18 protein-coding genes are annotated in these 21,137 nt (G+C 68.5%); 7 read left to right on the forward strand and 11 right to left on the reverse strand.

The genetic code is table 11. From position 1 onward, the window contains the following. Positions 1 to 38: 38 nt before the first annotated feature. Genes pbN1_RS12490 through pbN1_RS12500 form a run of 3 tightly spaced genes read right to left on the reverse strand, consistent with a single transcriptional unit; the run spans position 39 to position 4,358 of the window. Entirely contained in the window at positions 39 to 2,195 is a 2,157-nt protein-coding gene (locus pbN1_RS12490; RefSeq protein ID WP_210147487.1) for an ATP-binding protein, read from the reverse strand. Further along, on the reverse strand, positions 2,192 to 3,328 hold the full coding sequence (locus tag pbN1_RS12495) for an EAL and HDOD domain-containing protein (RefSeq protein ID WP_169203080.1): 1,137 nt from the start codon (positions 3,326 to 3,328) through the stop codon (positions 2,192 to 2,194). The genes pbN1_RS12490 and pbN1_RS12495 overlap by 4 nt, the downstream gene beginning before the upstream one ends. A 4-nt stretch (positions 3,329 to 3,332) precedes the next feature. Next, the gene (locus tag pbN1_RS12500; RefSeq protein WP_169203081.1) at positions 3,333 to 4,358 is read right to left on the reverse strand and encodes a CDP-6-deoxy-delta-3,4-glucoseen reductase; all 1,026 of its coding nucleotides are present in this window, start codon (positions 4,356 to 4,358) and stop codon (positions 3,333 to 3,335) included. 21 nt (positions 4,359 to 4,379) lie between these two features. Between pbN1_RS12500 and pbN1_RS12505 the strand changes: the two genes are divergently transcribed. The 3 genes from pbN1_RS12505 to pbN1_RS12515 all read left to right on the forward strand — a co-directional run bounded on the left by pbN1_RS12505 (position 4,380) and on the right by pbN1_RS12515 (position 6,968). Beyond that, the gene (locus pbN1_RS12505; protein ID WP_169203082.1) at positions 4,380 to 5,267 is read left to right on the forward strand and encodes an SDR family oxidoreductase; all 888 of its coding nucleotides are present in this window, start codon (positions 4,380 to 4,382) and stop codon (positions 5,265 to 5,267) included. Beyond that, positions 5,267 to 5,686: a CopD family protein gene (locus pbN1_RS12510; protein ID WP_169118270.1), complete on the forward strand. Its 420-nt coding sequence runs from the start codon at positions 5,267 to 5,269 to the stop codon at positions 5,684 to 5,686. Before pbN1_RS12505 ends, pbN1_RS12510 begins: the two co-directional genes overlap by 1 nt. Positions 5,687 to 5,807: 121 nt before the next feature. Further along, entirely contained in the window at positions 5,808 to 6,968 is a 1,161-nt protein-coding gene (locus pbN1_RS12515; protein ID WP_169203083.1) for a THUMP domain-containing class I SAM-dependent RNA methyltransferase, read from the forward strand. Between the two features lie 41 nt (positions 6,969 to 7,009). Here pbN1_RS12515 and pbN1_RS12520 read toward each other — a convergent pair whose 3' ends face one another. Together pbN1_RS12520 and pbN1_RS12525 are read right to left on the reverse strand one after the other, a co-directional pair. Next, positions 7,010 to 8,143, reverse strand: a complete 1,134-nt coding sequence (locus pbN1_RS12520; RefSeq protein WP_169203084.1) for a PilT/PilU family type 4a pilus ATPase — start codon at positions 8,141 to 8,143, stop codon at positions 7,010 to 7,012. Between the two features lie 128 nt (positions 8,144 to 8,271). Beyond that, positions 8,272 to 9,315 carry a type IV pilus twitching motility protein PilT gene (locus tag pbN1_RS12525; protein ID WP_169203085.1) on the reverse strand — a complete coding sequence of 348 codons (1,044 nt, stop codon included), beginning with the start codon at positions 9,313 to 9,315 and terminating at the stop codon, positions 8,272 to 8,274. Between the two features lie 104 nt (positions 9,316 to 9,419). On the opposite strand from pbN1_RS12525, the gene pbN1_RS12530 reads away from it, so the two are divergent. Genes pbN1_RS12530 through pbN1_RS12545 form a run of 4 tightly spaced genes read left to right on the forward strand, consistent with a single transcriptional unit; the run spans position 9,420 to position 11,826 of the window. Next, positions 9,420 to 10,121 carry a YggS family pyridoxal phosphate-dependent enzyme gene (locus pbN1_RS12530; RefSeq protein ID WP_169203086.1) on the forward strand — a complete coding sequence of 234 codons (702 nt, stop codon included), beginning with the start codon at positions 9,420 to 9,422 and terminating at the stop codon, positions 10,119 to 10,121. Positions 10,122 to 10,129: 8 nt separating this feature from the next. Beyond that, positions 10,130 to 10,942 carry a pyrroline-5-carboxylate reductase gene (proC, locus tag pbN1_RS12535; RefSeq protein ID WP_169203104.1) on the forward strand — a complete coding sequence of 271 codons (813 nt, stop codon included), beginning with the start codon at positions 10,130 to 10,132 and terminating at the stop codon, positions 10,940 to 10,942. 6 nt (positions 10,943 to 10,948) lie between these two features. Further along, on the forward strand, positions 10,949 to 11,527 hold the full coding sequence (locus pbN1_RS12540; RefSeq protein ID WP_169203087.1) for a YggT family protein: 579 nt from the start codon (positions 10,949 to 10,951) through the stop codon (positions 11,525 to 11,527). A 5-nt stretch (positions 11,528 to 11,532) separates the two neighbouring features. After that, positions 11,533 to 11,826: a DUF167 domain-containing protein gene (locus tag pbN1_RS12545; RefSeq protein WP_169203088.1), complete on the forward strand. Its 294-nt coding sequence runs from the start codon at positions 11,533 to 11,535 to the stop codon at positions 11,824 to 11,826. Between the two features lie 85 nt (positions 11,827 to 11,911). On the opposite strand, the gene pbN1_RS12550 is transcribed toward pbN1_RS12545, so the two are convergent. From pbN1_RS12550 to pbN1_RS12575, 6 genes are all read right to left on the reverse strand, one after another. Further along, positions 11,912 to 13,195, reverse strand: coding sequence for a dihydroorotase (locus pbN1_RS12550; protein ID WP_169203089.1), 1,284 nt, complete (start codon positions 13,193 to 13,195; stop codon positions 11,912 to 11,914). Then, a complete protein-coding gene (locus pbN1_RS12555) occupies positions 13,196 to 14,167 on the reverse strand; it encodes an aspartate carbamoyltransferase catalytic subunit (protein WP_169203090.1) in 972 nt (323 codons plus the stop codon). Then, positions 14,160 to 14,660 carry a bifunctional pyr operon transcriptional regulator/uracil phosphoribosyltransferase PyrR gene (pyrR, locus tag pbN1_RS12560; RefSeq protein WP_169203091.1) on the reverse strand — a complete coding sequence of 167 codons (501 nt, stop codon included), beginning with the start codon at positions 14,658 to 14,660 and terminating at the stop codon, positions 14,160 to 14,162. The genes pbN1_RS12555 and pyrR overlap by 8 nt, the downstream gene beginning before the upstream one ends. Then, complete coding sequence (gene ruvX, locus pbN1_RS12565) at positions 14,647 to 15,117, reverse strand: Holliday junction resolvase RuvX (RefSeq protein ID WP_169203092.1); 471 nt, start codon at positions 15,115 to 15,117, stop codon at positions 14,647 to 14,649. The genes pyrR and ruvX overlap by 14 nt, the downstream gene beginning before the upstream one ends. After that, on the reverse strand, positions 15,110 to 15,676 hold the full coding sequence (locus tag pbN1_RS12570; protein WP_169203093.1) for a YqgE/AlgH family protein: 567 nt from the start codon (positions 15,674 to 15,676) through the stop codon (positions 15,110 to 15,112). The genes ruvX and pbN1_RS12570 overlap by 8 nt, the downstream gene beginning before the upstream one ends. 132 nt (positions 15,677 to 15,808) lie before the next feature. Continuing rightward, entirely contained in the window at positions 15,809 to 21,130 is a 5,322-nt protein-coding gene (locus pbN1_RS12575; RefSeq protein ID WP_169203094.1) for a hybrid sensor histidine kinase/response regulator, read from the reverse strand. Positions 21,131 to 21,137 lie beyond the last annotated feature (7 nt).

Raw genomic sequence — 21,137 nt, forward strand, 5'->3', positions numbered from 1 at the left:
GATCAATGCACTCGATGGACGGACAATGATGCCTCAGTTCAGGTGTTTGTATCCAGAGGTAACAGCAATTGGAAGCTGGTGCCGCTGCCGGCCTGGCTGCGGCAGAGGATCAGGCCGTGCCATTGTTCGAGGATTTCACGGACGATCGACAGGCCGATGCCGTCGTGGCCGCTGCCCTTGCCGCTCGGACGGGGGCTGAAAAGATCCGCGAGCCGCTCCGGGGGCAGGCCGGGGCCGTTGTCGATCAGGCGGATTTCAAGGCATTGCCTGCCGTTTGCAAGCACCTGCCCGGGAACGGCAACCGAGAAGCGGCCGCCCGGGTGAAGGGCCTCGGCCGCATTGCGGAACAGGTTCAACAGCACCTGGCGGAGCGCCGAACCCGGGATTGCGGCAGCAGGCAGAGCGGCTGCGGCGCGCAGCTCGAACCGGATGCCGCGCCGGGCGAACAGGGATTCGCCGTACAGGCCGTGGAGTTCCTGCAGCAGTTCGGGGACGCGGCAGCGTGCGGGTTCGGATTCGGCAGCCGGAGTCTCGGCTGCCCGCTGCAGAAGGTCGGCGATGCGGTCCAGCTCGCCGTGCAGCGCGTCCATTTCCCCGGCGAGTCCGCTGGCGCCCGGATGGCGCTGGGCGACGATGCCGAGGTAACTCTTGATGACGGTGAGAGGGTTGCGCGCCTCGTGGACGATGCGTCGGACATGTTCGCGATGATGCGCCTCGATGCGTTCTTCGGCTTCGGCGCGAGCGCTCTGCCGCTGGTCGAGGTCGCGCAGGGCCCGCGCAGCGGCGGTCGCGAGTTCGGCCAGGATGCGGGCCGCCGCGGGAGCCAGCGGGCTGCGCTCGTCGGCTGCGATGACGGCAACGCCCGCGCCGTCCTTCAACCCCAGGGGCACGCAGCGGATCCCTTCCCGGCCGAGCCAGCGCACGATGTGCCAGTCGGGGACGCTCCGCGGCGGCACGCCGGAGCGCAGGAAACATGACGAAGGGCTTGCCGTGCGGGCCGCCAGCGCGATGATGCTGGCTTCGTCCTCGAGGCGCAGGCGCAGCTCGCTGTACGGTTTCGCAATGTCCCGCCCCGCCGCCAGCGGCAACGCCTGGAGGATGCCGTGCTCGTCGGCGGCGACCACGAATACCGCATCCGCATCGTTTCCGCACAGCAGGCGAAGCGCCATTATGAGGCGCTCCGCGACGCGTTGCGGGTCGAGGTCCATGAAGGCGGTCCGCAGGAGTCCGGACAGCGCCGTGTCGAGCATCGCATCAAGGCCCGATCCGCAAGGGCTCCCTGGCCTGGCAACAACCGGCGCACCGCTGCCGGCCCACTCGTCGCCCGGTTCGTCGCCCATCGCGTCGGTCAGCGCCGGCGGGGTCGAGGACTGCCGCACCAGGAAACCGACGTCGGTACGCAGGCTCAGGAGCGTCTCGACCGCCAGGCCGCACATCCGCGCGAGGCTTGGCAACTCGCGTTCCCAGCCCTCGCGGGCGAGCCGGCGCGCCGTCCGCAGCAGGGGCACGAGCGGATGGGCGGACAGGCCGGCTTCTTCCAGCGGGTGGTCGAATGCCAGTGCGTCGGCAAGCGGGCCGGCGAGCCCGCACCGCTGAGCGACGGTCGCACCGAACGGGTGCCACAGGCCGGCGAGATAGGCTTCGTCCGGATACGGGTAGCGGGTTTCCAGGGCGAGATGGAGCGCGCATTCAGCCGCCATCAGGGCCTCGCCGTAGCGCAGGCGGGCATCGCGATCGACAGGGGCCGCGCTCCATGCGATCTGCAGCAGCCAGGCACGCAGCACGCTGGCACCGAGGACCTGCAGTCGCTGCGAGAGTTCGACGCGCAGTGTCGAGGCGAGGCGCTGCCGTGGCGGCAGCGGGGCGGCGACGAAAATCGAACAGAGCAGGGCCGGGTCGCGCAGGATCAGCGACGCGAGCTCGTCCCAGTCGGGCGCGTCGGGAACGAGCAGCCGCAGCGCACCCTCCCGGTGCTCGGCCAGGGGGGCGAAAGAACGGAGAGGAAAGAGGCCTTGCTCGGACAGGACCGTCATCGGGTGGCCGGGCGCTTTTGTCGGGACGATGGGGCATTCTAGGGGCGACGCGTTGCGCGCGATGTGACCGAATGCCTGCGGGAACGACTGACGCATACTTAATCCTGCGTCTCCGGACGCTGCCGGCAGGGGGAGCGCCCGCCGGGCTGCGGGCCGCTTCAAGCCTGCAGGCTGTCCGCGAAGCCCAGCGCGCCGACGATTGCGCGGTTGATCTGCTCCGGAGCGATCTGCAGTTCCGCCGCCTGCTTCTGCAACGCCGCAGGGTCGAAGCTTTCGCACTTTTTCGCCAGTTTCAGGAAGGGCGCATAGGCGCCCTGGTCCAGAAGCAGCGCGTCGCTGACCGCGGCGGGAAGGCTCATCTCTTCGAGCAGGCTCTGCATCGAGGTTCCGAGCATCACGTCGAGCAGCGAAAATGCGCCAGTGATGAAGAGGTTGTCATGTTCGGACTTGTCGAAGAACGCCGCGCCGATTTCTTCCATGAACCGGCCGCGCGAAATCGACGTCTGCATCATCGCCGGTGCGCCCGGGTCGCGGTTCGCGGTGACCAGCAGCAACGACAGCCATTTGTGCAGTTTCGCGTAGCCCAGGATGCTGACCGCGTGGCGGAAGGACTGGATCTCGCACATCAGCCCGAATCCGGCGGAGTTGATGTAGCGCAACAGCTTGTAGGAAACCGCGACGTCCTGGCGCAGCACGGCCTCGATCTCGCGGATGTCGGCGTTGTTGCGCACCAGCCCGATCAGCCGGACGAGTTGCGCGTGCGCCGGCGACAGCTGCTTTGGCGGCTGGTTGCCGTGCAGGAAGAACCAGCCGGAGGCGCCGTCGTAGCCTGCCTGGACGGCCTGCCCGAAGGCGTCGACATTGGGCAGTCCCCACGCGAGGGCAATGCCGGGCGAACCCGACGAGGCCTGATGCTTCCTGCTGTCCATCAGGACGAAGCGCCAGTCGTAGCCGGCCGGCACCGGCGTTCCCGGCGCGAACCAGCTCAGGCACACGCTGACGCCGGCTTCGCGCAGCTGCGGCAGCAGGGCCTGCGTCTGCGGATGGGCAAGGGCCTGCACCGGGATCTCGACCATCGCGTTCGGCGGCGCCTGCCACTTCATCAGCTCCGGCATCGGCACGAGTTTGCCGAGGCAGAGGAAAATGGGGTGATGCGTCGGCCACGTCTCGCCCAGTCCGTTGAGCATTTCCACCACGGCGGCGATGTTCGGGGCATGGGCAATCAGGCGGTTCGCGGTGATCGCCCGGTTGCGGTTGACGACCGGTTCGCGCGTGAGAAAGGCAGTCTCGGCCATCGTCTCAGCGGCCCGCGTCGGAAGCGAAGGTGAATGCGTCGGAGAAGAAAGTCTCTGCGCGCAGGTGGCGCTCGGCGACGAGGTCCCGGCGCGCCGCGTCGATCATCGCCGGGGCGCCGCAGGCATACACTTCATGGGCGGAGAGATCGGGGAGGTCCTGCATCACGGCGTGGTGGACGAGACCCGTTCGCCCGTTCCACGAGTCGCCTGGGCCGGGTTCGGAGAGGACCGGAACGTACCGGAAGCCGGGCAGCAGCGATTCCCATGAGCGGGCCAGGTCGTCGAGGTAAAGACCGGCGCGGTCGCGCGCGCCCCAATACAACGTTATCGGACGTCGTTCTCCGGTGCGGATCGCGTGCTCGACGATGCTCTTGATCGGCGCGAACCCGGTGCCGCCCGCGATCAGCACCGTCGGTCCGCTGGAGCCTTCGTGCAGGCCGAAGCTGCCGAGCGGGCCTTCGAAGCGCAGGATGTCGCGCTCTTTCATCGCGTCGAACACGTGGTCGGTGAATTGTCCGCCGGGCACGTGCCGGACGTGCAGTTCGAGGTGATCGGCATCCTCCGGCGCATTGGCGATCGAGAAGCTGCGGCGGCCGCCGCCGGCGAGGATGAAGTCGATGTACTGGCCGGCGTGGAAGCGGAAGGGGTCGCTGGCCGGCAGCTTCACGTCGACGATCATCACGTCCTGCGCGACGCGGCGCAGGCGCTGCACGCGACAAGGCAGCTTCTTGACCGGGATGTCGCCGGCGCGGCGCACATTGCGGGCTTCGATGACGAGGTCGCTGCGGGCGCGGGCACGGCAGAGCAGCGCGAGGCCGGCGGCGCGCTCCACGTCGGGCAGGGCGTTCGCCGAGACTTGGCCGATGTCGATCTCGCCGCTGACCACCCGGCCCTTGCATGCGCCGCACGCGCCGTCGCGGCAGCCGTAGGGAAGCAGCAATCCGGCAGCGAGCGCTGCGTCGAGAATGGTCTGGTCGTCTTCGGCGGTGAAGCGCTGTCCGTCAGGCTCGAGTGAAATCTGGAACGGCATCGGGCGTGAGATAATTAAAACATGAAGAGAATATTGATCGTCGGCAGCGGTGACGTTGCCATGCGGGCGATTCCGTGGCTGGCGAAACGCTTCCGGGTATATGCCGTGACGCGCAGCCCGACCGCGTGCGCGGCGCTCCGCTCCCGCGGCGCGATCCCGTTGCTCGCGGATCTCGACGACCGGCGCAGCCTCGCAAGACTGGCCGGGATCGCCGACGTGGTCCTGCATTTCGCCCCGCCTCCCGGCGCCGGCCTCCAAGACCCGCGTACCGCAGGGCTGCTGGCAGCGCTGGCGCAGCGGCCGAGTCTACCACAGCGGGTCATATACATAAGTACGACGGGCGTCTATGGCGACTGTGGCGGCGCGCGGGTCGGCGAGGCGAGCCGTTGCGTGCCGCGGACGGATCGCGCGCGGCGGCGCGTCGACGCCGAGCGCCGCCTGAGGCGTTTCGGGCGCCGCTGCGGGGTCGCCGTCAGCATCCTGCGCGCGCCGGGCATTTACGCCGCCGACCGCCTGCCGCTCGCGCGCCTGCGGCGGGGCGAGCCGGTGCTGCTGGCAGAGCAGGACGTGCATACCCACCACATTCATGCCGATGACCTCGCACAGCTCGCCTGTGTCGCGATCTTTCGCGGACGCCCGGGGCGGGTGTATAACGCGGTCGATGATACGAGCATGAAGATGGGGGACTATTTCGACTTCGCCGCGGATTTTTTTGGTGTTCCGCGGCCGCCGCGCATGAGCCGGGCCGACATCGCCGCGGCACTCTCGCCGATGGCGCTGTCGTTCATGTCGGAGTCGCGTCGTTTGTCGAACGAGCGCATCCGGCGCGAATTGCGCGTCCGCCTGAAATACCCGACCGTGCGCGAAGGGTTCGCCGCGGCACTCAACGATCGCGGAGGAAACATTTGATGCTGGTGGTCAAGGCGCTGCACATCACGTTTGTCGTGAGCTGGTTCGCCGGGCTGTTCTATCTGCCGCGCCTGTTCGTGAACCATGCGATGGTCGAGGACGCGGCGACGCGCGAGCGCCTCGCGCTGATGGAATACAAGCTGTACCGGTTCATGACGCCGCTCGGCATCCTCGCGGTCGGCCTCGGCTTCTGGCTGTGGTTCGGCTTCGGCGACAGGATCGCGATCGGCGGCTGGCTGCATGCGAAAACGATGCTGGTGCTGTTCCTCGTCGCGTACCACCTGTACTGCGGCAAACTGATGCGGGATTTCGCCGCCGGCCGCAACACCCGCAGCCATGTCTGGTTCAGGGTGTTCAACGAAGTGCCGGTGCTGGTGCTGTTCGCGGTCGTCTTTCTCGCGGTGTTGAAGCCGTTCTGACGTACAGTGCCGGCGGCGAGGCGGTCGCACGATCGCTTTGCCGCCGCGCCGCCCGATGCGTCGCATCCTTTCCGATTCCCTTTCCTTTCTTTCCCTTCCCTTTCCCGTCGCGGTCCCCGATATGTCCGAATCCTTTTTTTCCCCCTGTCCGCGCGGCCTCGAGCCGGCGCTCGCCGAGGAACTCGCGACGCTCGGCGCCGCTTCGATCGCGCCGACCCACGGCGGGGTCGGTTTTTCCGGCGACTGGCGCGTGTGCTACCGCGCCAACCTCGAGAGCCGCCTCGCGACCCGCGTCATGTGGCGCCTCGCCGAGGGGCGCTACCAGAGCGAGGAGGACATCTATCGCCTCGCCTACGGCGTGACCTGGGCGAAGTGGTTCACCGTCGACGACACGATCCGCATCCATGTCACGGCGAAGCAGTCGCCGCTGAAAAGCCTCGAATTCATCACGTTGCGCATCAAGGACGCGGTGTGCGATCACTTCCGCACCGTGACCGGCAAGCGCCCGAGCGTCGACACCGCGAATCCGGCCATCCGCATCCACGCCTTCCTGACGCGCGACCGCGTCACGCTGTATCTCGATACCTCCGGCGAGCCGCTGTACAAGCGCGGCTTCAAGCCGGCCGCCGTCGAAGCGCCGCTGAAGGAAAACCTTGCCGCCGGCATCCTGCGCCTGTCGGGGTGGCAGCCGGGCGAAGCGCTGCTCGATCCGATGTGCGGCAGCGGCACTTTCCTCATCGAGGCAGCGCAGATCGCGCTGGACATCGCGCCGGGGCTCGGCCGCGGCTTCGCGTTCGAGCGCTTCCGTCATCTCGATCGCGCGGCCTGGGCAAGCATCCGACAGGCGGCCGAGGCACGTCGCCAGCCGCCGCGGCGGCTGAAGATATACGGCTCGGATATCGTCGGCGAGCAGGTGCGGCGCAGCCGCGTCAACCTGCAGTCGGCGGGGCTCGGCGATTGCGTCGTCCTCGACCGCGCCGATTTCCTCAAGCTCGAACCGCCGGCGGAGTCGGGCGTGCTGGTGACCAATCCGCCCTATGGCGTGCGTATCGGCGAGGCGGAAGAACTGGCGGCGCTGTATCCGCAGTTCGGCGATGCGTTGAAGCAACGCTGGAGCGGCTGGCGCTGCTATTTCCTCACGGCCGACCCGGCGCTGCCCAAACTGATCGGGCTCAAGGCCAGCAAGCGCACGCCACTATTCAACGGCGCGCTCGAATGCCGGCTGTTCGAATACCGGATGGTCGCCGGCAGCATGCGGCGCAAGCCGGCCGGCGGCGAGTAGGCGCGCGGCCGGCCGAGGCAGCGGCCCGGGGGCCGGACGCTTCACACGATGTCGAGGTGCTGGATGCCCGACACCAGGTCCTTGTCGCCGTGCTTGCTGTTGAGCTTGATCTGCAGGCGCAGATCGTTGACCGAGTCGGCGTTGCGCAGCGCGTCCTCGTAGCTGATCCGCTCTTCCTCGTAGAGGTCGAACAGGCTCTGGTCGAAGGTCTGCATGCCGAGCTCGCGCGAGCGCTTCATGACCTCCTTGAGCCCCGGCACTTCGCCCTTGAAGATCAGATCGGCGATCAGCGGCGAATTCAGCAGCACCTCGACCGCCGGCACGCGGCCCTTGCGCTCCTTCAGCGGCAGCAGGCGCTGCGAGATCAGCGCGCGCAGGTTCAGCGACAGGTCCATCAGCAGTTGCGGGCGGCGGTCTTCGGGAAAGAAGTTGATGATCCGGTCGATCGCCTGGTTGGCGCTGTTCGCGTGCAGCGTCGCGAGGCACAGGTGACCGGTTTCGGCGAACGCGATCGCGTAGTCCATCGTCTCGCGGTCGCGGATTTCGCCCATCAGGATCACGTCGGGCGCCTGGCGCAGCGTGTTCTTCAGCGCGGCTCCCCAGTTGTCGGTGTCGATACCGATCTCGCGCTGTGTGACGATGCAGTTCTTGTGCTGATGCACGTATTCGATGGGATCCTCGATCGTGATGATGTGGCCGTACGAGTGTCCGTTGCGGAAGTCGACCATCGCCGCCAGCGACGTCGTCTTGCCGGTGCCGGTCCCGCCGACGAAGATCACCAGCCCGCGCTTGGCCATCGCGATGTCGCGCAGCACCGGCGGCATGCCGAGCTCGTCGAAGTTCGGGATCGTCTGCGCGATCGTGCGCAGCACCAGCCCGACCTTGCCCTGCTGGATGAACGCGTTGGCGCGGAAGCGGCCGACGCCCGGCGGCGAGATCGCGAAGTTGCATTCCTTCGTCGACTCGAACTCGGTCGCCTGACGGTCGTTCATGATCGCGCGCGCGAGTTCGGTCGTGTGCTGCGCCGTCAGCGTCTGGTTCGACTGCGGCGTGACGCGCCCGTCCACCTTGATCGCTGGCGGAAAACCGGCGGTGATGAAGAGGTCCGAGCCGTTTTTCTGCACCATCAGCCGCAGCAGGTCGTGCATGAACTTCAGGGCCTGATCGCGTTCCATTGCTGCGCTCCCGCGGAAAGTGTCCGCTCTTTCTGTATGCCGGGTTGCCCGATTATCGCTGCCAGTCGGGGTGAAGCAGGGGGTGGTTGCGGTGCGCCGCGAATCCGGCCGGAATTACCCGGCGAAATTTACCCGGCGAAATTGTCCTTGTTCTGCGCGCGCAGCCTGGCTTCGCCGACCGACACGACGTTGCGCCGCACGAGGTCCGCGAGGTTCTGGTCGAGCGTCTGCATGCCGACTGCCTGGCCGGTCTGGATCGCCGAGTACATCTGCGCGATCTTGTTCTCGCGGATCAGGTTGCGGATCGCCGGGGTGCCGATCATGATCTCGTGCGCCGCGACGCGGCCCTGCCCGTCCTTGGTCTTCAGCAGCGTTTGCGAGATCACCGCGCGCAGCGACTCCGACAGCATCGCGCGCACCATGTCCTTCTCGGCTGCCGGAAAGACGTCGACGATGCGGTCGACGGTCTTCGCCGCCGACGAGGTGTGCAGCGTGCCGAACACGAGGTGGCCGGTCTCGGCGCCGGTCAGCGCGAGGCGGATCGTCTCGAGGTCGCGCAACTCGCCGACGAGGATCACGTCCGGGTCCTCGCGCAGCGCCGAGCGCAGCGCGTTGTTGAACGACAGCGTGTCGCGGGCGACTTCGCGCTGGTTGATCAGGCAGCGCTTCGATTCGTGGACGAATTCGATCGGGTCCTCGATCGTCAGGATGTGGCCGTAGTCGTTCTCGTTGACGTAATCGACCATCGCGGCGAGGGTCGTCGACTTGCCCGAGCCGGTGGGGCCGGTCACCAGCACGATGCCGCGCGCCTGCTTGGCGATGTCCTTGAAGATCTTCGGTGCGTTCAGCTCCTCGAGGCTCAGCACTTTCGTCGGAATCGTCCGGAACACCGCCGAGGCGCCGCGGTTCTGGTTGAACGCATTGACGCGGAAGCGGGCGAGGTTTGGCACCGCGAACGAGAAGTCGCATTCGAGCACTTCCTCAAACTGCTTGCGCTGGCCGTCGTTCATGATGTCGTACACCATCGAGTGCACGTCCTTGTGCTCCATCGGCGGCAGGTTGATGCGGCGCACGTCGCCATGTACCCGGATCATCGGCGGCAGCCCGGACGACAGATGCAGGTCGGAAGCCTTGTTCTTGACCGCGAAGGCAAGCAGTTCGGTGATGTCCATGGGATTGTCGCTTGAGGTTGACCGGGCGGATTGCGGGGCGCGGGGGCGTCCCGGTCGCGATGCTATACTCGCTCGCCTGATCCACGGCCGAAATCCGCCGCTATATGACATCAATCTCCGCGAACTTGCAAGCCGTGCGCCAGCGCGTCGCGGCTGCCGCCCGGGCGTCGGGACGCACGCCGGAGGACGTCGCGCTGATCGCCGTCAGCAAGACGCAGCCGGCGCAGCGCGTGGCCGAGGCGGCACAGGCCGGCCAGCGGCTGTTCGGCGAAAACTATGTCCGGGAAGGTGTGGCGAAAGCGGTCGAACTGCACGCGCAGCAACTCGAGTGGCATTTCATCGGGCCGCTGCAGAGCAACAAGACGCGCCCCGTCGCCGCGCATTTCCAGTGGGTCCACTCGGTCGACCGGCTCAAGCTCGCCGAACGGCTGTCCGAGCAGCGCGGCGGCGACCTGCCGCCACTCAACGTCTGCATCCAGGTCAATGTCGGCGGCGAGGCGAGCAAGAGCGGCGTCGCCCCCGACGAGGTGCCGGCGCTTGCGGCGGCGGTTGCGAAGCTGCCGCGTCTGGCGTTGCGCGGCCTGATGTGCATCCCCGAAGCCGGGGGCGACGAAGCGCTGTTGCGTGCGCGCTTCGCGACTTTGAGGCAGCTGCGCGATCGCCTGAACGACGCCGGGTTCGCTCTCGACACGCTGTCGATGGGCATGTCGGACGACCTGGAGCTGGCGATCGCCGAAGGCGCGACCATGGTTCGGGTAGGCACTGCAATTTTCGGCGCACGGAACGTGCGCGAGGAGCGAGCATGACGGAACGCATGAAGATCAGTTTCCTGGGCGGCGGCAACATGGCGACCGCCCTGATCGGCGGCCTCGCCGAGCGCGGTTTTGCGAGCGCGGACATCCAGGCGGTCGACCTGCAGGCCGACAACCGCGCGCGCCTGGCGGAGCGCTTCGGCCTGCGCACGACGCAAGACGTCGATGACGAGGTGCTCGCGTGCGACGTCGTCGTGTTGGCGGTCAAGCCGCAACAGATGAAGGCCGCCGTCGCACCGCTGGCGGGGCGCCTGACGCGCCAGGTGGTCGTCAGCATCGCCGCCGGCCTGCGGCTCGCCGATGTCGGTCGCTGGCTCGGCGGCTACCATCGGTTAGTGCGCGCGATGCCGAACACGCCGGCGCTGATCAGCGCCGGCGTCACCGGCCTGTATGCCGATCCTTCCGTGGATGCCGCCGGGCGCGAATCGGCCGAGCGCATTCTCGGCGCCGTCGGCAGCACGGTGTGGATCGCCGACGAGGCGCAGATGGACGCGGTGACGGCCGTCTCCGGCAGCGGCCCGGCCTACGTGTTCCATTTCATCGAGGCGCTCGAAGCGGCCGGCGCCTCGCTCGGCTTCGACGCGGCAACCGCGCGGCGATTGGCGATCGATACCGTGCTCGGCGCGGCGAAACTCGCCGCCGGCTCCGACGAGGCGCCCGCCGTGTTGCGTGAGCGCGTGACGTCGAAAGGCGGCACGACCGAGGCCGCGCTCGCGAGCATGGCGTCGTCGGGCGTGTTCGACGCGATCGTGCGCGCGGTGCATGCCGCGAACGTGCGCGGCCGCGAACTCGGCGAACAGCTCGGAAAGGATTGATCCGTCATGCTCGGCAACGTGCTGCTCCTGATCCTGAACACCGCCGCCGGCTTCCTGACGCTGATGCTGCTCGCACGCTTCTTCATGCAGTGGCAGCGGGTGTCGTTCCGCAACCAGATCGGCCAGTTCGTCGTCGCGACGACCGACTGGATCGTCCGCCCGCTGCGCCGCGTGATTCCCGGCCTGATGGGGATCGACCTCGCGAGCCTCGTGCCGGCCTGGGTGCTGCAGACGCTGATGGTGTTCATCGAGCTGTGGGTGAGGGGGGTGTCGCTCGACGGCAGCGTTGCCGGCCTGCTGCTCGGCGTCTGGGGGCTCGGCCTGCTGGAACTGCTGCGCATGGCGATCTACCTGGTCTTCGCCGTGGTGCTGATGTCGGCCGTGCTGTCGTGGGTCAGCCCGCACGCCCCGGCGGCGTCGGTCTTCCACAATCTATCGGCGCCGTTCCTGCGGCCGTTCCGCCGCGTGATCCCGCCGATCGCGAACGTCGACCTGTCGCCGCTGGTGCTGCTGCTGGTGCTGCAGATCGTGCTGATGGTGATCAGCGGGCTGCGCGGCAACTTTGCGGTGCTGCTGGCGGGCTAACGGGCGTGGACTGGCTGCGTGAAGCCGCGGACGGCAGCCTCGTCCTGTCGCTGCATGTCCAGCCCGGGGCGAAGAAGACGGAATTCACCGGCCCGCATGGCGAGGCGATGAAGCTGCGTCTCGCCGCGCCGCCGGTCGACGGCAAGGCGAATGCCGCGCTGACGGTTTTTCTCGCCGGCTTCTGCGGCGTCGCCCGCTCCGCGGTCACGCTGCTCAGCGGCGAGACCTCGCGCGCGAAACGCGTGCGAATCGAAGGGGCGGGCAGCGAAGCCCTCGCCCGCCTGCGCGCGCTCGGGTAGGTCGTTTGCTGCGGAGGCGGTCGCTGCGGATGAGCGTCCCGCCAGATCGCGCGGATCTCTGCCGCGCCCTCCAGCGGGCTGGGGTTCAGCTCAAGCTCAGCTCGTGCATCACCTGGCCTTCGACCAGCGTGTAATGCACGCGTCCCGGCAATTCCAGCCCGAGGAAGGGCGTGTTCTTGCCCTGGCTGTGCAGCGTGTCGCGGCGCACCGTCGTGTGGGCGGCCGGATCGAACAGGCACAGGTCGGCCCGCGCGCCCGGACTGAGATGTCCGGCCTTCGTGATGCCGACGATGCGTGCGGCGTCGGAAGTCACGCGGGCGAGCGCGTGGATCAGCGGCAGCCCCGCTTCTTCCGCCCACTTCAGCGTCAGCGGCAAGAGCAGTTCGAGGCCGGTCGCGCCGGGCTCGGATTCGCTGAACGGCGTGAGCTTGCCGTCGTCGTCGACGGGCGTGTGGTCGGAGCACAGCGCGTCGATGCTGCCGTCGGCGAGCCCCTGCCGCAGCGCGTCGCGGTCGCGCTGGCTGCGCAGCGGCGGCACGAGGTGGCAGTTGCTGTTGAAGTAGCCGATATCCATGTCGGACAGGTGCAGGTGGTTGATCGAGACGTCGCAGGTGACGTCGAGCCCGTCGGCGCGCGCCTGGCGGATCAGCGCGAGCCCTTCGGCGCTCGATAGCCGGGTCACGTGCAGGCGTGCGCCGGTCGCGCGGGCGAGCTGGATATGGGTATACAGCGCGATCGTTTCGGCGGCCGTCGGGATGCCCGGCAGGCCGAGGCGGGTCGCGACTTCGCCGTCGTGCGCGAAACCGCGCGACAGGAAAGGCGCGAGCGGCTGCAGCCAGACGCGGAAGCCGAAAGTCGCCGCATACTGCATCGCACGCAACAGCACCGCGCTGTCGATGACCGGGACGTTGGCCTGGCCGAATGCGACGCAGCCGGCTTCGACGAGCTCGGCCATCTCCGACAGGCGCTCGCCGTTGAGCCCGACCGTCAGTGCGCCGACCGGATAGACGTGCGCGCGGTTCAACTTCTTCGCGCGGTAGCACAGCATTTCGACGAGGCCCGGTTCGTCGAGTACGGGATCGGTGTCGGGCGGGATCGCGAGGCTCGTGACGCCGCCGGCCATCGCTGCATCCATTTCGGATTCGAGCGTCGCGCGGTATTCGAAGCCGGGCTCGCGCAGGCGCGCGGCGAGATCGATCAGGCCGGGTGCGACGACGAGGCCGGTCGCGTCGATCGTGCGTTCCGCGGCGAAGCCGTCGGGTGCACGCCCGTGGGCGACGATCTTGCCGTCCGCGAGATACATGTCGCGCGTGTCGTCGAGTCCATTGGCCGGGTCCACGACGCGGCCATTGGCGATGCGAATCTTCATTTACTTGCTCCCTTGCTGACCGGCCAGCATGCTCATGACTGCCATCCGCACCGCGATGCCGAAAGTGACCTGCGGCAGGATCACCGCCTGCGCGCCGTCGGCGACCGAGGAATCGATCTCGACGCCGCGGTTCATCGGCCCCGGGTGCATCACGATCGCGTCGGGCTTCGCCAGCGCGAGCTTCTCGGCGGTCAGGCCCCACACCTTGTAGAACTCCTGCGGCGTCGGCAGCAGCGCGCCGTTCATGCGCTCGTTCTGCAGCCGCAGCATCATCACGACGTCGACGTCGCGCAAACCTTCGCGGATGTCGTGGAAGACGCGCACGCCGAGCCGCTCGACGTCGCTCGGCAGCAGCGTCTTCGGGCCGATGACGCGCACTTCGGGCACGCCGAGCGTCGTCAATGCGCCGATCTGCGAGCGGGCGACGCGCGAGTGCAGCACGTCGCCGACGATCGCGACGGTGAGGTTCGTGAAGTCGCGCTTGAAGTGGCGGATCGTGTACATGTCGAGCAGCCCCTGCGTCGGGTGCGCATGGCGCCCGTCGCCGGCGTTGACGACGTGGATGTCGTCGCGGCCGGTCGCCTGCAGGTGCTGTGCGATCAGGAACGGCGCGCCGCTCGCCGCATGGCGCACGACGAACATGTCGGCCTGCATCGCGCACAGGTTGTCGACGGTGTCGAGCAGGCTCTCGCCCTTTGCCGTCGAGCTGGTCGACACGTTCAGATTGACGACGTCCGCCGACAGGCGCTTCGCGGCGATCTCGAAAGTCGTGCGGGTGCGCGTGGAGTTCTCGAAGAACAGGTTGAAGATGCTTTTGCCGCGCAACAGCGGCAGCTTCTTGACTTCGCGTTCGGCGACCTCGGTGAAGGGCGCCGCGGTGTCGAGGATCGCCGTCAGGATGCCGCGCGGCAGGCCGTCGATCGTCAAGAGGTGCTGCAGTTCGCCGTGTTTGTTGAGCTGCGGATTACGCATCGATCAGCCTCAGCGTCAGTTCGCCCGTCGCGCCGGCCTCGAGCTGCAGGCTCTGGTTCGCGGGCAGGGGTTCGGGCAGGGTCAGCGCGCAGTAGCGCGGCGCGATCGGCAGTTCGCGGCCACCCCGGTCGATGAGCACCGCGAGGTCGACGCGCGCCGGGCGGCCGAAGTCGAACAGCTCGTTGATCGCCGCGCGCGTCGTGCGCCCGGTGTAGAGCACGTCGTCGACGATGATCACGTCGGCGCCTTCCACCGTGAAGGGGATCTCGGTGCGCTTGGGCTGCGGATGCAGGCCTTTCGAGCCGAAATCATCGCGGTAGAACGATACGTCGATCGAGCCCGGCGGCTGGCTCAGGCCGAGCGCGCGGTGCAGGCGTTCGGCGAGCCACACGCCCCCGGTGTGGATGCCCACCAGCGCGGTCGCCGGTGAGACGTGCGGGCGCATCTGCTCGACCAGCGTCTTGCAGAGCGCCTCGGCATCAAGGCTTTGCATGTCCATGAGTGTCCAGGAAGTGTTGCAGGATGATCTGTGCCGCGACGGCGTCGAGGACTTGCTTGCGGGCGCGCCAGTCGTGCGTCCCCGCTTCAGCCAGCGCTGCGTCCGCCGCGGCCGACGACAGCCGCTCGTCGCATTCGAGCACCGGCATGCCGAACCGGCCGTGCAGCTGGTTCGCGAAACGTCGGCAGCGCGCGGTCATTTCGTGCGGCGTGCCGTCGAGATGGCTCGGCATGCCGACCACCAGTCCGACCGGCCGCCATTCGGCGAGGAGCTTTGCGATCGCCGCGAAGCGCGGCGCGCTGGCTTCGCCCTGGAGGGTCAGCAGCGCGCTGGCCCGGCGGGTTTCGAGTTCGCCGACGGCAACGCCGATGCGCGCGAGACCGAAGTCGAAGCCGAGCAGGGTGCCGCGGGCGGGCAGGGCAGCGGGCGCTGGTCCCGGCGCCTCAGGCATGCCCCGCGGACTCGCTCAGGTTCGCGAAGTCGATGCCGAGCATTTGCATCGCCGCAGCGAGGCGCTCCTCGGGCGGGAGTCCGAAAACGATCGTGAGGTCGGCCGGCACGGTCAGCCAGCTGTTGTCGGCGATCTCCTGTTCGAGCTGGCCGGCGGTCCAGCCCGCGTAGCCGAGCGTTACCAGCACGTCGGGTGGCTCGCCGCTGCTGCCGACCGCCTGCAGAATGTCGCGCGAACTCGTCAGGCCGACTTCGTCGTTCACGACGAGCGTCGAATGCCATTCGCCCGCCGGACGATGCAGCACGAAGCCGCGATCGGTCTGCACCGGCCCGCCGAAATAAACCGGCTGGCCGGCAAGCCCGTCCGCTTCGAGCGGCACGTCGATGCGTTCGAACAGTGCCGCGAGCGTCATGTCGATCGGCCGATTGACGATGATCCCCAATGCGCCCTGCTCGTTATGCTCGGCGATGTAGGTGAGGCTGCGCACGAAATTCGGATCGGCCATGTTGGGCATGGCGATCAGGAAATGGTGCGTGAGATTCGAAGTGATTGCGCTCATGGCTGCATTTTAGCTCGTCGTGGCGAGGATGCGCAGGAATGCGTTGGAAGGGATTTTTCGTCGCAACTCCCGCGTGGCAACTCCCGCGTGGCAACTCCCGCTTCCCGACCACCGTGTCCTCCGCGCGGCTCTTCAGGGCGGCAGGGCGGCTCGCCCGGTATGGGTGCGCAGCAGTCCGAGCAGCTCGTCCTCGTCGTACGGCTTGCCGAGATAGTGGCTCGCGCCGATGCGTCCGGCGTACTCGCGGTGTTTGTCGGCGAGGCGCGACGTGATCATGATCACCGGCACCTCGCGCGTGCGCTCGTCGGCGCGGATGTTGCGCAGCAGGTCGAAGCCGTCCATGCGCGGCATCTCGATGTCCGACAGGATCACGTCCGGCACCGCTTCGAGCAGCCGCTCCAGGGCCTCGACGCCGTCCTTCGCCGCGACGACCCGGTAGCCTTCGCGTTCCAGCAAGCGTCCGGTGATCTTGCGCACGGTGAGCGAATCGTCGACGATCATCACGGTCGGGACGCGGACCGGCGCCACCTCGAACGGCTCCAGCGGTTCCGGCGCTTCGCCGCCCGCGTTCGCCGCGGCCGCGGTGCCTTCGGCGAGGCGGCGGCTCGCCAGTGCGACGGGGTTCAGGATCAGCACGATCTCGCCGTCGCCGAGCACTGTCGCGCCGGAAATGCCGACGATGCGCGCAAGCTGCGGGCCGGCATTCTTGACGACGATTTCCTGGTTGCCGCGCAGCGCATCGACGTGCAGGGCCAGCGTCTGCGCGCCGATGCGCAGCAGCAGGACCCAGTTGAAGCGCTGCTCCGGCGGCTGGGTGAAACGGTCGCCGAGCAGCTGCGGAAGATAGCGGTACGCGAAGTGCCGGCCCTGCCACTCGGTGCCGCCTTCGCGGCGCAGCGCGTCGAGCGGTTCGGCCTTGAGTTCGAGCACCTGCGCAATCATGCTCGACGGGATCGCGTAAGTCCGGCTGCCGGCGCGGATCAGCAAGGCCTGCGTGACCGCGAGCGTGAGCGGCAGATGGATGCGGAACTCGGTGCCGCGGCCGACCTCGGCATGGACGTCGATGCGACCGCCCGCCGCCGCCGTCTCGGACTTCACGACGTCCATGCCGACGCCGCGGCCGGCGAGCGGCGACACGCTGTCGGCGGTCGAAAAGCCCGGGATGAAGATCAGGTTCGTCAGGCGCCACTCGTCGGCCACCTCGTCGGCGCCGAGCAGGCCGCTCGCGCGCGCCCGTTCGGCGATGCGCCCGTAGTCGAGGCCGCCGCCGTCGTCGGCGAGTGCGATCGCGATTTCGTTGCCTTCCTGGCTTACGCTCAGCGTGATCTGGCCGATTTCGCCCTTGCCGGCGGCGCGCCGCGCGTCGGGATGTTCGATGCCGTGCGCGACGGCGTTGCGCAGCAGGTGTTCGAGCGGCGCAACCAGGTGCTCGAGCACGCTGCGGTCGATCTCGATGCGTCCGCCGCGCAAGTCGAGGGCGGCACGCTTGCCCAGTTCCTTCGCGCTCTGGCGGACGACCCGGTAGAGCCGGTCGGCGAGGCTGTCGAACGGCACCATCCTCACCTGCATCAGCGCCTGCTGCAGGTCGCGTGACAGGCGCGCCTGGCTGTTCAGCGCCAGCTCCGCGCCGTCGAGGTTGCGCAGCAGGCTCTGCTGGACGGTCGTCACGTCGCCGACGCTCTCGGCCATCATCCGCGTGAGTTCCTGCAGCCGCGTGTAGCGGTCCATCTCGAGCGGGTCGAACGCGCCGTCGTGCGCGTCGCTGCGAGCGATGCGGGACTGCATCTGCACGTCGGCCTGGATCTCGACTTCGCGCAGCTGGTTGCGCAGGCGGATGACGTTTTCGGTCAGGTCGAGCAGCGAGCGGCGCAGCGTGCGCAACTCGCCGGCGACGCGCGTGCGGGTGATGCCGATTTCGCCCGCCTGGTTGACGAAGCGATCGACCGCGTCCGCGCGCACGCGCAAAGTCGCGGCGCCGCTCGCCCCTTCCTGCTCGGCTGCCGTTGCCGGTGCCGCGTCGTCCGGTGCAGGCGCCGGTTGTCCGGGGGCGCCGCCGGCGATCGCGTCGATCATCTGTTCGGCCTGATCGAGCCCGGCGGTCAGTTCGTCGATCAGTCCGCCGGCCGGTTCCTGTCCGCCTTCGAGCGCTGCAACGAGCTGCGATTCGAGGTGGTGGACGTGCTGTCCGAGCGTCATCGCGCCGGCCATGCGCGCGCTGCCCTTCAGTGTGTGCAGCAATCGTGCCGTGCTTTGCGCGGCATCGGCCGCGCCGTCGGCGCGCCACTGGCGCAGCGCCGCGTGCAGCTCGCCGAGCAGCTCCGCGCCTTCGTCGAGAAAGACCGGCAGCAGCTGCGCGTCGAGTTCGTCATGGACCGGGGAGCCGGATTCGGACGGCACGATCCCGGCGTCGGCTGGCTGCCCGGCGATGATGTTGTCGTGGCTGGCGATGCCGCGGACGCTCGGTGCCCTTTCGGTCTCGGTTCCGGTTTCCAGTGGGGTCTCGCGGCCGACGTCGCCGAGCTGCTCGACGAGCTCCGGTACCGCGAGTGGCATGCGGCGCGCGACCACTTCGGCCAGCATCGCGCCGAGCGTGTCGTTTGCGGATTTCAGCAGCGCGGCCTGTTCGGCCGTGGGCTCCTGGGCGGTGTCGCGCAGGCGTTCGAGCGCGTGTTCGAGTCCGCGTGCGAGCTCGTGCAGCGGCATCAGCCGCGTGGTGCCCGAGATGCCCGCCAGCGTATGGGCGGCGCGAAGCGCTTCCTCCGCCGGTATCAGGGTCGGATTGGCCTCCAGTCGCGCGAGCTCGGCGTGCAGGACCGCGAGGTGCTGACGCGCTTCGCCGACGTAGAGGTCATAGAGCGGCCGGCTGACTTCCGCCGCGCCGATGCGCACGATTTCCCGCTCGGCGGTCGCGGACAGCCCGGCCGGCTCGCCGGGGCCGGCATCGGACGCCCCGGCAGCGGCTTCGAACGACGCGCCTGGCGCGAAGTCGAGCACCTCCGGCTCGAACGGCAACAAGGTCGCTTCGGGATCGCTTCCGGGAAGATCACCGAAATCGAAGACCGAGCTCTCGATTTCGAGGCCGGCAAGGAGTTCCTCGTCGCCGAAGGGTGTAGCCGGTGCGAAGGCGTCGGCCGCTGCCTCGTCGAGCGGCGTGCAGGCAGGGAGCGTGTCGGGTTCGGCGGGATGCCCGGGGAATACCGGCGGCGCCTTGTCTTCCGGCAGGGCGATTTCAGCGGGTGTTTCAATGATCGCCTTCGGCTCGGTGATCGCCTTTGGCTCGGCGATCGCCTTCGGCCCGGCAGGTGGCGAAGCTTCGGCCGCGTTCGCGTCGCTGCGCAGATGCTGCGCCTCGGCGACCAGCACCGCGACATCCCGCGCCTGACTCCGGCCGGCTTCGAGATCGCGCACCCATTCCAGCAATGTCGCGCGAGCCGCGTCGATCAGCCGATGAAGGGCGCCTGACGGCGTCCACTCGAGCTGCAGCCAGCGGTTCAGCGTCTGTTCGATTTCCCACGCCGTTTCACCGAGGTCGTGCAGACCGACCATGCGGCCGCTGCCCTTGAGGGTGTGGAAGCCGCGGCGGATCGAGACGAGATGCTCGCGCGCGTCGGCGTCGCTGCACGACAGGTCGAGGCGTTCGCCGATCGTCGCAAGGACTTCATGGGCTTCCTCGATGAAGATCGCGAGCAGTTCGGCATCCAGTCCGGTGGCTTCGGCTGCGGGCGGTGCCGCGGCAGGCTCTGCTGTCTGCGCGCCGGCGGGCGCCGGGGCCAGCGTCTCTTCGACCTCTTGCGGGTCGAGAAAGCGCTCCAGCCGTGCGGGGCCATGCTGCAGGGCTTCGACGTAAAAACCCAGCGCCGAGAGTCGCCGCGCGAGCCGTTCGTGTTCGCCCTGATCGGGGCTCTGCCCGGCGTCCGCAAGGCGCGCGACCGTGCCGGCGGCGTCCTCGACGAGGGCGACGGCCGTGGTGTCGCCGATCAGCGCGAACGCCCCGGCGATCTGCTTGAGCGGCTTTGCGAGGCCCGCCAGCAGCGCGCGTTTCTGTTCGTTGCGGAAAAAATCGTCGAGAACCTGCTCGACCTGTGCGAGGCTCGACAGGATTTCACGCGAAAGCTGTCCGAGCGCGTCGCGCTCTTGCGCGCGCCGTGCCGTCTCCACCGCCGGCGAACGCTCGGCAGCGGGGACCGCCTCGCCTCGTGCGAGCGCTTCCAGGCGCGCCACCGTGTCGTCGACGTGCGCGGAAAATCCGGCACCGGGTGCGCCGCGCTCGAGCCCCGCCTCGCACAGCAGCAGTGCGGTCGCGATTTCCAGCGCGATCGGATCGCTGCAGCGCAGTGGGTCCTTGCGCAGCCATGCGATGAATTCGGCGATGCCGCGAAGCAGCCGGTCGAGCGCCGGCCGGCCGAGCCGGGAAGCTTGTGCGGCGAACTCGACGAGATGCGCGTCGAAGCGCGGCAGCTCCACCGCCTGGCCCTCCGCGAAGCCGTCCCAGGCCTGTTTCGCCGCGCTCATCAGCCCCTGCAGGGTCTTCAGCAGCGCAGCGAGCGGAGCTGCACTGACCGTCGCGCCGGGTTGCGGAAGCAGCGCGTCGAGTCGCCAGGTCGCGCGGACGTCCTTCTGGTGGGCGCTGCGCGCCGGCGCCTGGCTGGTCCAGTACAGCAGCTCGCGCACGAGGCGGTCGGGGACGACGACCGGGATGTCGGACAGGCGCTTGAGCTGGGCATCGAGCTGCGAGCACAGGCGCTTGATTTCCGGCCGTGCCGGCAGGTCCTGATGGATCAGCGTCTCGAGGAAGGCCTGTGCGGCGTACCACAGCACGCCGACCGGGGTGCCGGTGTGCAGGGCTTCGATCTCGCCGACCGCTGCGAGCATCGCGTGCGGACCGGCGGCGTCCGCGGGGGTGCGCAGCCATTGCAGCAGGCCACGCTGGAACAGCGCGCGGTGGGTGCGCAGCTGTTGCTGGCGGACGTCCTCGTTCAATCCGGCCGGCGCCGCGCCGCGCCGCGCAGGACGCAGCGAGAGGTCGGGGAAAAACAGTTCCGCGGGCGACAGCGGCCCCGCGCCCCGGACGGTGCCAATCTCCTCGTATAGCGACAGAAGGCGCAGCGGCTGGTCCGGCGTGCCGTGCACAAGCTCCTCGAGATAGTTGCCGATCGTCGCCAGCGCACGGCGCGCGAGATCCACCGTCGAAGCGTCGATCGGCCGTTCGTCGTGCGCGAGCATGCCCAGCAGCTGGTCGAGCGAGGACGCGAACTGGCTCAGCCCGTCGAGGCCGACGATCGACAACGCGCCGCTCGCCTGGTGGAGATGAGTCTGCGCAAACTGGACGCAGGCGGCGGCCGCCGAGGCGCCGAGCGCTTGCTCGAGGGATTCGTCGGCGCGCGCGAGCGCGAGATCGATTTCGGTCTTGACCCACGCCAGCGGGCCGAGATCCAGTGCGTCAGGGTGGCTCATGGGCGTC

The organism is Aromatoleum bremense, from assembly GCF_017894365.1.
Taxonomy (GTDB): domain Bacteria; phylum Pseudomonadota; class Gammaproteobacteria; order Burkholderiales; family Rhodocyclaceae; genus Aromatoleum; species Aromatoleum bremense.

Bases quoted from the DNA above. Each gene is read 5' to 3' on its own strand.
- pbN1_RS12520 (WP_169203084.1), bottom strand. From the start codon at position 8,143: ATGGAACGCGATCAGGCCCTGAAGTTCATGCACGACCTGCTGCGGCTG.
- pbN1_RS12575 (WP_169203094.1), bottom strand. From the start codon at position 21,130: ATGAGCCACCCTGACGCACTGGATCTCGGCCCGCTGGCGTGGGTCAAG.
- pbN1_RS12500 (WP_169203081.1), bottom strand. From the start codon at position 4,358: ATGCCGTTCCAGATTTCACTCGAGCCTGACGGACAGCGCTTCACCGCC.
- pbN1_RS12555 (WP_169203090.1), bottom strand. From the start codon at position 14,167: ATGCGTAATCCGCAGCTCAACAAACACGGCGAACTGCAGCACCTCTTG.
- proC (WP_169203104.1), top strand. From the start codon at position 10,130: ATGAAGATCAGTTTCCTGGGCGGCGGCAACATGGCGACCGCCCTGATC.
- pbN1_RS12505 (WP_169203082.1), top strand. From the start codon at position 4,380: ATGAAGAGAATATTGATCGTCGGCAGCGGTGACGTTGCCATGCGGGCG.
- pbN1_RS12525 (WP_169203085.1), bottom strand. From the start codon at position 9,315: ATGGACATCACCGAACTGCTTGCCTTCGCGGTCAAGAACAAGGCTTCC.
- pbN1_RS12530 (WP_169203086.1), top strand. From the start codon at position 9,420: ATGACATCAATCTCCGCGAACTTGCAAGCCGTGCGCCAGCGCGTCGCG.
- pyrR (WP_169203091.1), bottom strand. From the start codon at position 14,660: ATGCAAAGCCTTGATGCCGAGGCGCTCTGCAAGACGCTGGTCGAGCAG.
- pbN1_RS12570 (WP_169203093.1), bottom strand. From the start codon at position 15,676: ATGAGCGCAATCACTTCGAATCTCACGCACCATTTCCTGATCGCCATG.
- pbN1_RS12510 (WP_169118270.1), top strand. From the start codon at position 5,267: ATGCTGGTGGTCAAGGCGCTGCACATCACGTTTGTCGTGAGCTGGTTC.
- pbN1_RS12495 (WP_169203080.1), bottom strand. From the start codon at position 3,328: ATGGCCGAGACTGCCTTTCTCACGCGCGAACCGGTCGTCAACCGCAAC.
- pbN1_RS12515 (WP_169203083.1), top strand. From the start codon at position 5,808: ATGTCCGAATCCTTTTTTTCCCCCTGTCCGCGCGGCCTCGAGCCGGCG.
- pbN1_RS12550 (WP_169203089.1), bottom strand. From the start codon at position 13,195: ATGAAGATTCGCATCGCCAATGGCCGCGTCGTGGACCCGGCCAATGGA.
- ruvX (WP_169203092.1), bottom strand. From the start codon at position 15,117: ATGCCTGAGGCGCCGGGACCAGCGCCCGCTGCCCTGCCCGCCCGCGGC.
- pbN1_RS12540 (WP_169203087.1), top strand. From the start codon at position 10,949: ATGCTCGGCAACGTGCTGCTCCTGATCCTGAACACCGCCGCCGGCTTC.